The sequence below is a fragment of the uncultured Proteiniphilum sp. genome (assembly GCF_937873925.1).
Lineage (GTDB): Bacteria > Bacteroidota > Bacteroidia > Bacteroidales > Dysgonomonadaceae > Proteiniphilum.
The window spans coordinates 1-16,716 of the sequence record NZ_CALNAT010000197.1 but is presented as its reverse complement, the minus strand read 5'-3'; the positions used below and the strand labels follow the sequence as shown (position 1 = coordinate 16,716).

General features: G+C 43.4%; 13 protein-coding genes and 1 pseudogene. All 14 read left to right on the top strand.

What is annotated here, in order from left to right:
• Positions 1-108 precede the first annotated feature (108 nt).
• Positions 109-876, top strand: a complete 768-nt coding sequence (locus tag Q0502_RS13485; RefSeq protein WP_298651596.1) for a creatininase family protein — start codon at positions 109-111, stop codon at positions 874-876.
• Positions 877-1,247: 371 nt separating this feature from the next.
• Entirely contained in the window at positions 1,248-1,922 is a 675-nt protein-coding gene (locus tag Q0502_RS13480; protein WP_298651593.1) for a DUF433 domain-containing protein, read from the top strand.
• Positions 1,919-2,329: a hypothetical protein gene (locus Q0502_RS13475; protein ID WP_298651590.1), complete on the top strand. Its 411-nt coding sequence runs from the start codon at positions 1,919-1,921 to the stop codon at positions 2,327-2,329. The genes Q0502_RS13480 and Q0502_RS13475 overlap by 4 nt, the downstream gene beginning before the upstream one ends.
• A 400-nt stretch (positions 2,330-2,729) precedes the next feature.
• Positions 2,730-3,917 (top strand): acetylxylan esterase, encoded by a 1,188-nt coding sequence (locus Q0502_RS13470; RefSeq protein WP_366521803.1) that lies wholly within the window; start codon positions 2,730-2,732, stop codon positions 3,915-3,917.
• Positions 3,918-4,134: 217 nt separating this feature from the next.
• Positions 4,135-5,064: an alkaline phosphatase gene (locus Q0502_RS13465; RefSeq protein ID WP_298651587.1), complete on the top strand. Its 930-nt coding sequence runs from the start codon at positions 4,135-4,137 to the stop codon at positions 5,062-5,064.
• A 12-nt stretch (positions 5,065-5,076) separates the two neighbouring features.
• Complete coding sequence (locus Q0502_RS13460) at positions 5,077-6,522, top strand: sulfatase (RefSeq protein WP_298651584.1); 1,446 nt, start codon at positions 5,077-5,079, stop codon at positions 6,520-6,522.
• 240 nt (positions 6,523-6,762) lie between these two features.
• Positions 6,763-8,352, top strand: coding sequence for a sulfatase (locus Q0502_RS13455; protein ID WP_298651581.1), 1,590 nt, complete (start codon positions 6,763-6,765; stop codon positions 8,350-8,352).
• Positions 8,353-8,507: 155 nt separating this feature from the next.
• On the top strand, positions 8,508-10,364 hold the full coding sequence (locus tag Q0502_RS13450) for an endonuclease/exonuclease/phosphatase family protein (RefSeq protein ID WP_298651578.1): 1,857 nt from the start codon (positions 8,508-8,510) through the stop codon (positions 10,362-10,364).
• A gap of 329 nt (positions 10,365-10,693) precedes the next feature.
• Entirely contained in the window at positions 10,694-11,692 is a 999-nt protein-coding gene (locus Q0502_RS13445) for a lanthionine synthetase LanC family protein (RefSeq protein ID WP_298651575.1), read from the top strand.
• Between the two features lie 12 nt (positions 11,693-11,704).
• Positions 11,705-12,967 (top strand): glycosyltransferase family 4 protein, encoded by a 1,263-nt coding sequence (locus tag Q0502_RS13440; RefSeq protein ID WP_298651573.1) that lies wholly within the window; start codon positions 11,705-11,707, stop codon positions 12,965-12,967.
• Positions 12,960-13,571, top strand: a complete 612-nt coding sequence (locus Q0502_RS13435; RefSeq protein ID WP_298651570.1) for a glycosyltransferase family 2 protein — start codon at positions 12,960-12,962, stop codon at positions 13,569-13,571. The genes Q0502_RS13440 and Q0502_RS13435 overlap by 8 nt, the downstream gene beginning before the upstream one ends.
• 12 nt (positions 13,572-13,583) lie before the next feature.
• Entirely contained in the window at positions 13,584-14,483 is a 900-nt protein-coding gene (locus Q0502_RS13430) for a DUF3828 domain-containing protein (protein ID WP_298651567.1), read from the top strand.
• Between the two features lie 84 nt (positions 14,484-14,567).
• A complete protein-coding gene (locus Q0502_RS13425; RefSeq protein ID WP_298651564.1) occupies positions 14,568-15,464 on the top strand; it encodes a glycosyltransferase in 897 nt (298 codons plus the stop codon).
• Positions 15,347-16,716, top strand: a pseudogene (locus Q0502_RS13420) (ABC transporter transmembrane domain-containing protein); the annotation flags it as partial. The gene Q0502_RS13425 and the pseudogene Q0502_RS13420, both read left to right, overlap by 118 nt.

Here is a 16,716-nt window from a genome sequence, read left to right as displayed (position 1 = left end):
TCATCCATCCCTCGCACAATGTGCCGGGGGACACTACTGCCCATGAGCGTCTGGATGCTTGTCTTGCCGAATACAAGAAACGTGTCGCTTCGGTTTAAAATGATTCAGATGATGAGCAATCATAGACCAATAGACCTGTCGATTGAATCCTATGGTGAAACCAGGGGAATACCGTATTCCTTTGCCGTTTTGCCATGGGGCTCGACAGAGCCACATAATTATCACCTGCCCTATCTTACGGATTGTTATCTGGCCCATGACATTGCCGTAAACGCCGTGGACAAGGCATGGTCTGAATATGGCGTACAAGGGATGGTATTGCCGGCCATCCCTTTAGGATCTCAAAATCCGGGACAAAGAGAGCTTCCCTTCTGCATTCATGCACGTTATGAAACTCAAAAAAACATATTGGCCGATATTGTAGAATCCCTCAATCTTCAAAACATTCATGTCCTCATAATTATAAGCGGACATGGAGGAAATAATTTTAAATCTATGGTGCGGGATCTATCTGTTGATTATCCCAAAATGCTGATAGTAATTTGTGAATGGTTTGCCATCGAACCCCGGCAAGGCTATTTTGAGGAAAGCATCGATGATCACGCAGGAGAGTTGGAAACATCGGTTATGATACATTATCGTCCGGAATTGGTCAATCTTATGAGTGCCGGAAACGGAGAAAGCAAACCCTTCAACATTGAATCTCTGAATAATAAAGTGGGGTGGGTACCTCGTGATTGGGCAAAATCATCTATTGACACCGGGGTGGGAAATCCTGAGAAATCCAGTGTTGAAAAAGGTAGCAGATATGCAGAGGTTGTAACCGATAAAATAGCCATGCTATTGAATGAACTTGTAAATAAAAGTTTATATTAAGAACATATCCGGCTTTATTCCTTACATTTCCAGCGAACCCGTACAACCGAACTGTACGGGTGACGATAAGATCCAGACTTATTGTTTCAGGCTGTGTATGAGAACCATCCCGAAAACAGGGAGCCTTTCGAAAAACCCGAATTCTATACCCTCCATTATGAACTTCTCGCCAGGGTTTTTGAATCGGGATGGAATGAATGGATTATAGGGAAACTATTTCACCTGATTTTACCATACAGACGAATTAAATTAAACGTTATGCCTTAGCGTAAATCTAATCTTTATAAATAGAACAAAATATTGTTTTTTATCATTTAATTGGTTGAAACATGCTCTTTTTTATATAGATTTGCAATAAAATATAAAAACCGATGGCTTTCAAGAATAACCTTTACATAAGCAGTGGTATATATACTATCTCAGATGTCTCTAAGATATTGAAATTGCCATATCAGAAAGTACACACATGGGTTAATAAATATTGGGACGGTATCTTGGCTTCCGATATAAATGAATTGTATTCTGTTAATATTGCATCTATAAAGACCATTAACTTTCATGCTTTGATTGAATTTTACATTTTATATCTTATGGGTGAATCAGGCGTACGAACAAGAAAAGTTCTAGATGCTCATGTGGAATTATCCCAAATGTTTCACACTAAATATCCATTTGCAAAAAAAAATATTATCGAAAACATCAAAACTGATGGATACAGAATATATTTTAATTTCCATGGCTCTTATTTACCTTTAGATGGCACTAAACAGTTTAATTTAGATTTTATTGACGTCTTTTTTAAAAGTCTTGAATTCAATGAAGATTTTTTGGTATCCAAATTTTGGCCAAGGGGTAAAAAAAGTAGTATCGTCTTAGATCCTGAACATCAACTGGGTCAACCGGTTATCAACAAAACAAATATTTTACCTCAATCATTATATAATCTTTATAAAGGAGGTGAATCCGTTGAATTTATAGCATCTTTGTATGACATTGACGAAAAATCGGTTAGAGATGCCATAGACTTCTGTAAATCTGCAGCATGATAATATACATCGATGAAAATATGCCACATGTCTTAGCTGAAGGACTTAATGTTCTTCAAACACCTCTTAACGCAAAATTGAGAGAAGCCATTGATGTGCGTTCATTAACAGACGATTTTGGAAGAGGAGCAAAAGATGAAGAATGGATTCCTCGAGCAGGCGTAAAAGAGGCCTGTATCATTACACAAGATTACAATATACAAAGGAAAAAAATCCAAAAAACGCTATGTGAGGAATATAGATTAGGTATGTTTTTTTTTCGACCACCATCAAAATCGGGATTTAATTATTGGGAAATGGTAAAGTTGATAATTAAACATTGGGAAAAAATTACACATATTGCCTTAACAGAAAAAAGACCATTTTCCTATAGGGCTAGTTCTAAAGGTGATTTGGAAAAATTATAAAGAGTTGCGATTCCTTTTGATGCTCTTTATTCAAAATATATGCTATGTCATTTCAACTATCTTCCCCCTGTTCTTCGGATTTCGTTTATTCTGTAATAGGAGGTTTACATTCAATTGTTCTTTCGAAACGACTGAAAAAATCGTTTTTTTTGCTTATCTTGCTGGGAAATAACGGAGAATGATCGTATATGAATCCAAAGGCTTCAATCGTACCTAAGAGAGCACCTTTATATGACGAGATAGGGCATCTCCCAAGAGCACAGAAAGATAAACGATTGAATACATCAATATTTAAAATATATCTACAATAAGGAATCGACTATTTCTACTCTGTTTATTAATCTTATCTGCTTTCTTACAAGGTATTGCACAACCTGCCAGGCAACTGGTGCAGGTGATCGTGACACCGGATAAATCCGATTGGACTTACGCAAAAGGTGAGCAGGCCCAATTTCAGATTATGGTACTGAAAAACAATGTTCCGCTGGAGGGGATCGATGTGAAATACCGTATCAATCCCGAAAAGATGGATGCCTGGGAAGAGAAAACCGTTACACTCAAAAAAGGAGTAGCCACGGTAAAAACCCAACGGTTCACTGAGCCTGGTTTTTTACAGTGCCACGCTTCAGTAGAGGTAGATGGAAAAACCTACTCCTCCTACGCTACCGCCGGATTCTCTCCCGAACAGATTGAGCCGACCACCACACTGCCACCCGACTTCGAACAGTTCTGGGAAGAAGCCAAAAGCGACCTGGCCAAAATACCGGTGAAACCGGTATTGACACGGTTACCGGAGCGATGTACCGACAAAGTGGATGTGTACCATGTGAGCATCGACAATATCAAAGGAAAAATTTACGGCATCTTATGCAAACCCAAAGCCGAAGGGAAATATCCGGCGATACTGCATGTCCCGGGTGCAGGTATCCGTCCCTACTATGGCGATATATGGAGTGCTGAAAAAGGAATTATCACCTTCCAGATCGGTATTCACGGCATTCCGGTGAATCTTGACCAAATCGTCTACGACAATTTGGGTACCGGTGCGCTCAATGGCTACCAGATTGCCAATCTGGACGACAAAGACAATTATTACTACAAACGCGTTTATCTCGGCTGTGTGAGGGCTGTAGACTTTATTGAGTCGATCGACTGTTTCAACGGCCGGGATATCGCAGTAACAGGCGGAAGTCAGGGCGGAGCCCTTTCCATTATCACGGCCGCACTGGATAGCCGTATCGATTACCTGGCAGCCTTTTACCCGGCTCTGTGCGATCTGACCGGCTATTTAAACGGCCGGGCCGGAGGGTGGCCTCATATGTTCCTCGACGATTTCACCAACAAACCGGAAAAAGTAGAAAACTCAAAATATTACGATGTGGTGAATTTTGCCCGCTTTGTCAAGGTACCCGGATGGTATAGCTGGGGATATAACGACAATGTATGCCCTCCCACATCGATGCATGCTGCCTATAATGTTATTCCCGCACCCAAAGAATTACATCTTTTTCCGGAAACCCAGCACTGGACTTTCCCCGAGCAACAGGAACAGAAAAACAACTGGTTATTCAAAAAACTATTGGAATGAAAATAAAATATCATTACCCCGGGAAAATTGTACTAGTCAACCCACTGCTATGTAAGATTCAATTTTTGTTTCGAAGTGAGTGCCGGAGTCAGTTTTATTGCTTACCTTGCCGGGAAATAAGAAAATAGCTGCAGATAGTTTCAGCGGACCACTCAAACCGCGAGTCAAATGGTTATTGCCTATAAATTAGTCGTATGAAAATAAATATTTTAATCATATGAAAAAAACGAACCTGACAATTAGTGTTCTTCTGTTACTCTATTTTTTTTCACTGACAGGATGCGGGTCAAACACACGTGTAGATGGCAAACCGGAGTGGAAAGCCGAACATGTAGTTTTCATCGGCCTGGATGGTTGGGGCAGCTACAGCGTAGAGAAAGCAGACATGCCTAATGTAAAACAACTGATGAAAGAAGGCTGTTACACATTACAAAAACGGACAGTACTCCCTTCTTCTAGTGCGGTAAACTGGGCCTCCATGTTTATGGGAGCGGGACCAGAGTTACACGGATACACCACATGGGGATCCCAAACACCCGATCTTCCTTCCCGTGAATTAAACCGGAACGGCATGTTTCCCAATATTTTTAATATGCTGAAAGAAACTGCCCCCGAAGCGGAAATCGGAGCAATCTATGAGTGGGATGGGATAAAATACCTGGTAGATACGCTTTCCCTGAATTACTACCGGCACGTTCCCAATGATAACAAACTTAATACAGCACTCACCGGAGCTGCAGTAAAATATATTAAAGAAAAAAAACCGACCCTGGCAGCTTTTATCTATGACAGTCCCGATGATACCGGTCATGGAGACGGGCACGATACTCCCGGCTATTATGCCAAGCTGAAAGAGCTGGATGATCAGATCGGTGAAATAATTCACGCCATGAAAGAGGCTGGCATGTACGACAATAGCATAATCATTGTTACTTCGGACCATGGCGGTATAGAGAAAGGCCACGGGGGTATATCGATGATGGAGATGGAAACACCGTTTATTATTGCCGGTAAGGGTATTCAACAAGGGGGCGGGTTTCAGGAGAGCATGATGCAGTTTGATGTCGCACCCACTATTGCCGGTATTTTTCATTTAGACCAACCACAGGTTTGGGTCGGTCGTTCCATGAAACAGGTATTTTATTGATGACATAGCAAGATGGAAAGAAAATCAAAAATGAGACTGGGAATGTGGGGTACGGCTCTTGCGGCCACTGTCGCTTGTTCCCCGTCCCAACAGTCAGAGAAAGCAGGTAAGGAGTTACCCAATGTGATCCTGATTCATCTCGATGATATGGGATATGGTGATCTGTCGCTTACCGGGGCCACAGGGTACAGCACACCCCATATCGACAAAATGGCCAATGAAGGCCTGTTTTTCACCCATTATTATTCACCACAGGCGGTATCGAGCGCCTCCCGCGCCGGCCTGCTCACAGGGTGCTACCCGAACCGTATCGGATTTGCCGGAGCGTTAGGCCCCACTTCAGAAGTCGGAATATCAGACAATGAAGAAACCATTGCCGAAATCCTTAAAAAGAAAGGATATATTACCGCAGCCTACGGCAAATGGCATTTGGGAGTACAGCCTCAATTCCTCCCCACCCATCACGGATTCGATGAGTTTTACGGTATCCCCTACTCCAATGACATGTGGCCACTACACCCGACAGGCACCTATCCCGACCTGCCCCTCTTTGAGAATGAAAACATCGTCAATCCGGCGGTTTTGCCCGATGATCAGGCACCGTTTACCACCGACTTCACCCATCGAACCGTGGATTTTATCAAAAGAAATCAGGACAAACCTTTTTTCATCTATCTGGCCCATCCAATGCCGCACGTACCACTCTATGTCTCAGATCGATTCAAAGGAAAATCCCGTCAGGGACTCTACGGCGACGTGATGATGGAGATCGACTGGAGCGTGGGAGAAATTATAAAAACGCTGGAGGAGACCGGCCTGGATAAGAACACACTTGTAATCTTCACTTCTGATAACGGCCCCTGGATCAATTACGGTAATCACGCGGGAAACACCGGCGGTTACCGCGAAGGGAAAGGGACTACATTCGAGGGAGGACAGCGTGTTCCATGTATCATGATGTGGAGAGGTGTCATCCCCGAAGGAGGTATTTCCAACAGCCTCGCTTCCGGGATCGATATTCTTCCCACCCTGGCGGAGATTGCGGATGCCCCGCTATCCGAAAGCATCATCGACGGAGTCAGTCTCCTGCCTATACTCAAGGGGGATGTAAAGGCCAAACCCAGAGAGACTTTCTACTATTACTACCGCCGGAACAGCCTGGAAGCGGTCAGACATGGAGACTGGAAGCTGGTTTTCCCACATCCGGGAAGGAGTTACGAAGAATCCCAACCGGGTAACGATGGGAAGCCGGGTAAAGTGAAGGAGGGCTTCCCGTTCCCCGGCGCCCTCTACGACCTGCGACGCGATCCGGGTGAGCGGTACGATGTAAGTGAATCTTATCCCGATATTGTGGAGAAGCTCGGACAAATTGCCGGTGAAGCCCGGCGGGACCTGGGTGACGATCTCACGGGAAATGAGGGTGAAAACCGCAGGGAACCCGGCAGAGTTCCTAAATAATAGGATGTGAACATTTTCGTTAAGCAATATGAGCAGATGGCAACTGACGACAAACCGAGACCAAAAAACAAACTTGTTTGGATTTTGGCGAGGTGCGAAGGAAGAAGACGAAGTCAAACTTGTTTGCATTATGCCATTGCGAGAATTGGAAATCGAGGAGCGGAGGCGACTCAATTGGAAATCGAGGAGCGGAGGCGACTCAAAATGTCTAAAGTATTTGAATTTCTAAATATACAAGCAATGAAGATACATAACTTGGTTGTCCCGGCGAAATGGGCCGGTCTCGGCTCCATGGCATTACTGGGTGCCTGCCAGAATCAGGAAAAAGAGCCCCAGCTTCCAAACATTATTTATATCATGAGTGATGATCATGCCTACCAGGCTATCAGCGCCTATGGTTACGGTCTGAACGAAACACCCAACATCGACAGGCTGGCAGAGGAAGGGGCCCTGTTTACCCGGTCGACGGTCACCAACTCCATCAGCGCACCCAGTAGGGCGGTTTTACTTACTGGTAAACACAGTTTTGTGAATGGAAAGGTCGACAATGTAACCCCTTTCGACTGGAACCAGCCCAACTTCCCCAAACTGATGCAGGCTAACGGTTACCAGACAGCCATGATAGGGAAGATACACCTCGATGGCATACCGCAAGGGTTTGACTTCTCCATGGTACTGCCCGGACAGGGGCAATATTACAACCCCGATTTCCTGGTCAACGGAGAAAGGGTACGCAAAGAGGGGTATTGCACTGAAATTATTACCGAAACCACCCTTGACTGGCTCAAAAACAAACGCGATCCCAATAAGCCGTTCTGTGTGCTGTATCACCAGAAAGCACCCCACCGTAACTGGCAACCAGCACCCAAATACCTGAACCTCTATGACGATGTCACCTTTGACCCGCCCGCAAACTTCTTTGACGATTATAAAGGTCGTGGAAGAGCTGCTAAGGAACAGGAAATGCAAGTCCACGGCCATGCACAATGGGGGCATGATTTTAAGATGATCGTGGATCCTTATGGCGATAGCACCGGATTTCACCGCGAACTCAACAGGTTCACCCCAAAGCAGCGGGAGGACTGGCTGGCCGCTTACACAAGCGAAAACGAGGAGTTCAAAGCGGAGTACCATGACCTCACAGACAAGGAGATTGCCTTGTGGAAATATAACCGCTATATCAAGGATTACCTGCGCACTATCAAATCGGTGGACGACGGTGTAGGAGAATTGCTTGACTACCTGGAAGAAGCCGGACTGGCGGAGAACACCATCGTGGTCTATACTTCCGACCAGGGATTTTACCTTGGTGAGCACGGATGGTTCGACAAGCGGTTCATGTATGAAGAATCATTCAGGACGCCATTGCTGATCCGCTATCCCAAAGAGATAAAAGCAGGAACCGTGATAGATGCGTTGGTACAGAACCTCGATTTTGCACCTACCTTCCTCGATTATGCAGGCATTCAGATACCTGAAGAGATGCAGGGGGAATCGTTCCGCAGGCTGGTGGCAGGGAAAACCAAAAAATGGCGCGATGCCGTGTATTATACCTATTACGAATTCCCCGCGGTACATATGGTAAAGAGGCACTACGGGGTGGCTACCGACCGGTACAAGCTGATGCATTTTTATTACGACATCGACGAATGGGAGATGTACGACCTGGAAACAGACCTTATGGAAATGAGGAATATCTACGATGATCCGGCTTATGCCGACGTACGGAAAACGCTTCACAAAAAGCTGGAAGAATTACGGGTATACTACGGCGACAGCGATGCACTGAACGATCAATTCCTCAAAGAATATATCGAACACCAAAACTAATGTGAATAATGTGCCAATATGCCAATATGCCAATGTGTCAATGGGCTAACGGGCTAATTTATTGATTTCCTGATTTGACAATTAGTAATTTTTAGTTTTTAGTTTATAAAAGTCTTTGTTCTTTACTCTTTACTCTAAAAATAATGTACAATCCAATGAAGAAAATACTCTTATCGATCTTCTGCCTCGTGCTGTTCCATGCCGGGGCGCAAACTTTTCCCCAGCGGGAAAATACACACCGCCTCATGAGTTACAATATCCATCACGGCGAAGGGATGGATGGGAAAATAGATATTGAACGGATAGGGAAACTGATCATTGAAATCAATCCGGAAGTAGTGGGATTGCAGGAAATAGACAGTGTGGCGGTCAGAAGCGGTAATATCGATATCATGCAACTGCTTTCGGAGCAGACCGGCATGCATCCCACCTTCGGCTATTCCATCCTGCACGACGGGGGTAAGTACGGCAACGGAATCCTGACCCGGGAGAAACCGGTGGCGGTAAAGAAGATCGCCCTGCCCGGCGCCCAGGAAGCCCGTACTGCGCTGATTGTGGAACTCGACAAGTATGTGGTGGTCAATACCCACCTGTCGCTCACCAACGAAGAAAGACTTCAATCGGTAAAAATCATTACTGAAGCCGTAAAAGCATACGACAAACCGGTATTCCTGATGGGAGACCTGAATGCCAAACCCAACTCCGCTCCTATTAAGTTCCTGAAAAATGAGTGGCAGATCCTTTCCGATACCAACAAGTACACATCCCCATCCGTCAACCCACGGGCAACAATCGACTATATAATGGGATACACCGGCAAGGGGAAAACTTACGAAAGACACAGGGCTGAAGTGATCGATGAGCGAGTAGCGTCAGATCACAGGCCCCTGTTCGCGGATATCCGACTGAAGCCCCTAAGCACTCCTGCATCAAAGGTGATGCGTACTATCCCTTACCTGCAAAATCCCGGCACCGATGAAATGACCGTGATGTGGCTGACCAATGTACCGGCGCGAAGCTGGGTCGAATACGGTACCGATCCGGCCAACATGAAGCGGGCGCGCGCTTTTATAGAAGGCGTGATGGTGGCGAACAACAAGATCAACCGCATACGCCTGACCGGCCTGCAACCCGGCACACGCTACTATTACAGGGTGGTTTCCCAGGAAATAACCCGCTATTCCAGTTACCGCAAGACGTTCGGCGATACGGTCCGGTCGGCTATCAAATCGTTCACTACCTGGAGCGACGATATGAGAGACTTCCGGGTAATCGTATACAACGATATCCATAGCAATATGGCGATGTTCAATAAACTACACTCTTTGGTGGAGGATAAGCCATATGACCTGGTCATCTTTAATGGCGACTGCTTTGATGATGTGGAGAAGGAGAGTGATATTCTGGACAGGCTGCTTACCTACACACCCCGGATCAAAAGCGACGAGATACCCTCCATATTTATCAGGGGGAACCACGAAACCCGGGGCGAATATTCGCTGCACCTGTGGGATTACCTGGGGAGAATGGGCGGGCGCTCATACAGCGCTTTTTCCATGGGTGATACACGTTTTGTCCTTCTCGACTGCGGGGAAGACAAGCCCGACGACCATCCGGTATATTACGATATGAATGATTTCACCCAGCATCGGGTCGACCAGGCTGAATTCCTGAAAGAGGAACTGCAATCCAAAGAATTTATGGAAGCAAACAAGCGGATCCTGATCCATCATATCCCTGTTTTCGGGGTCGAACCCGGCAGCTTCTCCCCCTGTTCCGACCTCTGGATCCCTGTACTGGAGAATGCGCCGTTCAATATTTCCCTCAACGCCCACACACACCGCTACCGGGTAATAGAAAAGGGTGAAGCGGGGAACAACTTCCCTGTCATCATCGGCGGAGGTAACAGAGAGCCTAACGGCACCGTGATGGTACTCGAGAAAAAGAGAGACAGGCTTACCCTCGAAGTGATCAATGCGGCAGGCAAAAAGTTATTGGAGAGGGAAATATAACAAACATATTGACAGATTCAATTACCAGCTCCCGGTTAATTATTTCTTCATTGAATAGTTTGGTGAATTATCATATAAATATCATTTAATCAGATAATTAAAGCGTGTAATTTTAAAAGGTTGTTTTATATTAATAATTAATAATCAATCAGTTATAAGCAGCCCTTTGAAAAAAATACCGAACTATTCTTCATTAAAAACTTGTGGAACTTAACTTATGTAATATTAACTTTAATCTGTGCTACATCTAATTTTTTTTATTGATATTGCAAAAATATTTGTAACTCTTGAATTTTTCGATTATGCTTGCTGGGACAAACATATCGAAATTGATTGATTATCTGCTATTAAACGCTTATTCGGTCAATTCGTCCGGCTTATACAATGGAAAAGCAGGCATCTCTTTGTGTTTTTTTGAAATAGCCCGGTTTTTACAAGACGAATACATTGAAGAACAAGCATTTGAATTACTGCAGGAATCCTTGTTGACCAAAAACGAAGATATCGGGTTTGAAAATGGACTCTCCGGAATCGGATACGTATTACTCTACCTGATACAGAACAAATTTGTCGAAGCTGATTTTGAAGACCTGTTCGACTCTCAGCAAAGGAAAATAGAAGGATACATTAAAAGATTAAAAACAACGGAAACCGATAAAGAAAAATTTGTCAGGCATAATATTAAAGTCATTTTCTTTTTGGATTCATTACTTTCTTACGACGGGAAGTACCAACACACAGCCTCGTTGCTTACTTTTCTTGCTGATACGGCCTTACGGTTATTAGAGGAATATGCTTCTACCATCGATAAAAAACAAAAAATCTATTTGAAAACAGAATATGTCGCTTTCTTTGAAACGTATTTGAAGGCAGCCGCTGTTTGCCGGAACTTCCCATTCTCATCCGATGCGTCAGATATATATATGCGGCTTTTTACCCAAAACAAAGTGGTATCAAATTTTACAATAGGATATTATTTAGAAAATATAGCTACGAGCAAGATCGATATCCGATTAAAAGAAGTGGCGGGGAGAAACCGGATTTTTGCCCTGGAAAACCTATATTCCGAGACCATGTCGCTTGCGCAACGGGTCGATTTACTTTACTTGTTGCGGCAGGATGAGGATTTATATAAGGAACAGATAAAACTGTTAGAGAAGGATCTTTTCGACGGTATTCCGCAGTCTGTTCTGGAAAGGAATGTATTGTCTGCTACCGGGACGGATTGTTTTGTCGCAGGATACCAATCGGGGATCGCCCGTTTCCTGCTCTATTGGATATATCGTAATGCAGATAAAGTAAAGCGGAAGCGTATACCATTTTTGTAAGCCATAAAATAGATGGAACCGATAAACCTGTTTTTGATGGATATGTCCCATGCCGGTAACACGTCTGGAGTCGACCGTTATATGGGAACATTGCTGAAAGGATTACGGGACTGTCCGTTCATCCGTGTTTATTGGATCCATTTGAGGCATGATCCATTCATTCTATTTCATTCCAAGGAACAAACACCGTCTTACACCAAAATCACAATCCCTCTGCCGCAACAATTCAACGAAATTATTGCACAAAAATTCTGGATAAACAAATACAATGAACAGGTTTACCGGATCATCAGGTATTTGTTCGAAAACAAGAAAGATATCATTATACATATCCATACACTCAATTTAATAGATTTAGCCATTTTTATCAGAACGAAAACAGGATGTAAGATAATAACACATTTGCATTGTATTCCATGGAAAGGGCTGTATAACAGCAATATTCAAAAGTTCAACGAATTGTTTAATCTTATATATATAAAAAAGGAGCAAGTTGCAGATAAGGACAAATTTGTCACGAACCATAGCGAGATCCAATCTTATACCGATGCCAACCGTATTATTTGTGTAACGCACTGTGCAAAGGATTTTCTGAAAAATTCAATAGCTATCCCCAGCGATAAAATATCCGTAATCCCCAATGGGATGGGCGACTTTAGGGAAAAAAGCGAAAGAACGGAAAATAGAAACAGCCGGATTTTTCAATTACTTTATGTAGGTGTTTTGTCTCCAAGTAAAGGATTGAAATATATTCTGGATGCAATGCGGAAAGTGCAGCAAAGAGGTTATATGGTTTCACTGGCGATAGCCGGAAAAGTCTCTCCACTTCAGGCTGAAAATATTAAGGCAGGAAACAAAGATTTATCCCTGAATATACTGGGCAGAATTCCTTTCGATAAATTAAAGGAGTACTATGCCCGGAGTGACGCGGGAATTATCGCTTCGCTGCAAGAGCAGTCGAGTTATGTGGCTATCGAGATGGCCATGTTCGGACTTCCCGTTATAACGACAGCCGTTGACGGGTTGGATGAAATGTTTACCGATAATCTGAACGCCTTGAAAGTGGACACCTGTTTTTCAACGATCAGAGGGCTTTCAGTTAACACTCAACAAATGTCGGAAAAAATTATTGCGCTGATTGAGGATAGATCGCTGAGAATACAATTAGGACAGAATGCGAGGCAATTATACGAAAACAAATTTACATTGGAGCGCATGATAAAACAAACAGTAGAAGTATATCAAAAAATGACAGGAGGAACCGGATATGCCTGAAATATCTGTAGTAATGGCGGCATACAATGCCGGAAAATATATCGCAGAAACGATAGAAAGCACATTGAAACAATCGTTTTCTGATTTTGAATATATCATTGTGGATGACGGGTCCACCGATAATACCCTTTCCGTTATCCGGTCTTTTAAAGACAAACGGATAAAAGTAATTGAAAACAAACATGATTTTATCGGATCATTGAACATCGGGATAGATACTGCAAAAGGGAAATATATTGCCCGCATGGATGCCGATGATATCATGCATATCGACCGGCTTAAGATACAACAGACAATAATGGAGGAGGAGCCAGATATTACCGTGTGTAGCGCCTGGATGTCTCCGTTTGGAAAAGGTGTTTCGAAAGGAACTGTTTCAAGAACCATATCCGGCATATTGAAATCGCCATTGCTCCATCTTTTAAAGAATAACCTGATCGTTAATTCCACATCCATTATGCGTCATGATTTTACAAAAAAGCATGCTTTAAGATATGAATATTATGAGCATGCCGAAGACTATAAATGCGTACAAACTGATATGTTTGGAGGATCAGCATATAGAAATAACCCTGATTATATTGTTCTTCGGTATAATCCATAAATAAGATAAACTATGAAACAAAAAATAATATTTTTATTATTCTTGTCTTGTTCATCCCTTTTCTCTGCCGTTGTACAGAATAGTCAAACAGTATATAGAATAGGAACGACAGTTATAATTCAGGATACGGTTCCCGGACAAGAGGCTATCCGTGTAGTTGAAGATTTTTATAGAAGCTATACAGTAAATCATTTATACGGTACACATCAGGACGCAGAAGTGATTATGAAAAAATATTTGACTAAAAGACTGATAGAGAAAATCGATAGAGTGGGTTCAATGACAGGAGCTGATCCAATTATTCGTGCCCAGGATTTCAACGAGACTGCATTTGAGACGTTAAATGTGAAATTCATGGGAAACAATTGGTATATGGTCAATTATAAATGGAATAAGAATGATGAGGGGAGTAACACGAATATCCCCTTAAAAATAACTCTCGTTGACGGGCGTTATATGATCGATTATATTACGCCTGAATGGAATGGTTCCCTGTACGGGGATACACTGTTATGTGCAGACATACCCCAACAGCCCATAGATAACAGTTCACCCGAATCAACGCTGGAGACCTTTTATGCTACCTATACATCCCTGTATTATAGTATGACAGAAGGTCTGCTCGCGCGACTTGAGGCGCTGCGTACCGCATATCTCACTCCCAATGCCTTGGGACAGTTCGAAGAGGCAGTAAATGAATACAAATTATTAGATGGTTTATTAAATTATGACCTATTGATTGATAGTTTTGATTTTGACTGTTTGTGGCTTCCTTCCATGACATATATACCTTTGAATGAAAATACTTTTCAGATAAGTTACAAACAAGGAAAGTTAGTGACGGCCATTGTTGTTACATTGATAGCTCATGACGGTGAGTATAAAATTGAGAGTATTCGTACAGAAAAATAAATTCACGGATACTCTATATATCAATATAATAAGGACATATCCATACATCATAGCATAATTTTTTAAAATAAATAGCTAATCCGAATGAAAATTGCTTTTCTCTCCAGTCTCAACCCTAATAATATCAACTATTGGTCGGGGACTTTGTACTATATTTTCCGATCGTTACAGCAAATGCATGAGGTGGAATGGATCGGCGGTGATATTTTGGAAAAAACAAGGCAAAAACATTACAAAGAGAATGAGATTCATAAACCCTTTATTCCGGAACTATATTCTCAGTTGTTTGCAGAAATGATATTGGACACTTTACACAAACACAACAAGTTTGATATGATTATTGCCCGAGATTGTTTTTTTATAGCCCATTTGTGTGTGAATATACCGATTGTGTATATAGGAGATACCACGTTTGACCTGATCAGGGAATCATGGGGAATTACTCATGACAAAACTATCCGGTTATTGGATGACATTGAGAAAAGGGCTATTTTAAATACTGACTGCATTATTTACAGTTCCCAGTGGGCAAAGGAAAATGCAATAACCCATTATGGAGCAGATCCTTCCAAAATAGAGGTTGTGGAATTTGGCGCAAATATAATGAAAGAACCTAGGGTGAGAGATATCCAAACTTCACATGTAGAGTATTGTAATTTGTTATTTATTGGGAAAGATTGGAAAAGGAAAGGAGGGGATAAAGCTGTTGAAACATTCAATCTGTTGAAAAAAAGAAATTTCAATTGTACGCTTACGATTATAGGATGCAATCCTGACTTGAATGACTCTGATTCTGATTTAAGGATCATTCCGTTTATCAATAAATCACAAGCAGAGGATGCAGAGTTGTTGCATCGGATTATGGGTATTACCCGAAAGATGAAAAACAGGGGGTACTGCTTGCCGTGGAACCGGCAGCGGATTTCAAGGACTCGAAAGCCCAGAGGGAACAGCGGAAAAACAGTTTCTCCAGCATCCTGAAATATTTCCTGCCCTACAAGAACAATTTTTCACTTGTCTTTATCATCATGCTGGTGGTAACCCTGTTGCAGGGAGTACTGCCGTTTATCTCCAAGGCGGTGATCGACGTGGGCATCAAGACCTCCGACATGAACTTCATCAACATGGTGCTTGTCGGCAACATCTCCATCCTGCTCAGCGTGATGGTCTTCAATGTGCTGCGGGACTGGATACTGATGCACATCACATCGCGCGTGAACATTGCCCTGATATCCGACTACCTGATAAAGCTGATGAAGCTGCCGGTCACCTTCTTCGAGAACAAGCTGCTGGGGGATATCCTGCAACGGGCGCAGGACCATGAGCGTATCCGTAATTTCATCATGAACAATTCCCTGGCGCTTGTCTTTTCGGCCTTCACGTTCGTCCTTTTCGCCATAATCCTGCTGGTATACAACGCCGTTATTTTCTATATATTCCTTGCCGGCTCCATACTATATGTCATATGGGTATTGCTGTTCCTGGGCATCCGCAAGAAACTGGACTGGGAATACTTCGAACTGGTTTCCAGGAACCAGAGCTACTGGGTGGAGACGGTATCGGCCATACAGGACATCAAGATCTACAATTACGAGAAATACCGCCGGTGGAAATGGGAGGAGATACAGGCGCGGCTATACCATGTCAACAAGAGGGTGTTGACCGTCACCAATGCCCAGAACCTGGGAGCGCAGTTCATCGAAAGCATAAAGAACATGGGTATCGTGTTCTTCTGTGCCGTCGCGGTAATCAACGGGGAAATCACGTTCGGGGTGATGATCTCCACGCAATTCATCATCGGCATGCTGAACGGTCCCCTGATCCAGTTTATCAACTTCATCGTGTCGGGACAATACGCCAGGATCAGTTTCCTGCGCATCAACGAGATCCGCCAGCTGGAAGACGAGGACGAACTGTTGACTATCGGTACAAACACGACAATCCTTCCCGACGACAAGACGATCACGCTGCAAAACGTCCATTTCCAGTACACCGTGAACAGCCCCCCGGTCTTACGGAACGTTTTCCTCACGATACCCGAAAACAAGATAACGGCCATTGTCGGCGGAAGTGGCAGCGGGAAGTCCACCCTGTTGAAATTGCTTGTACGGTTGTATAAACCCACTTACGGGGATATAAGGATGGGCGGGATGAACGTCAACCTGGTTAACCTGCGCCAATGGCGTGAGATGTGCGGGGTGGTGATGCAGGACGGGAAGACATTCAACGATAC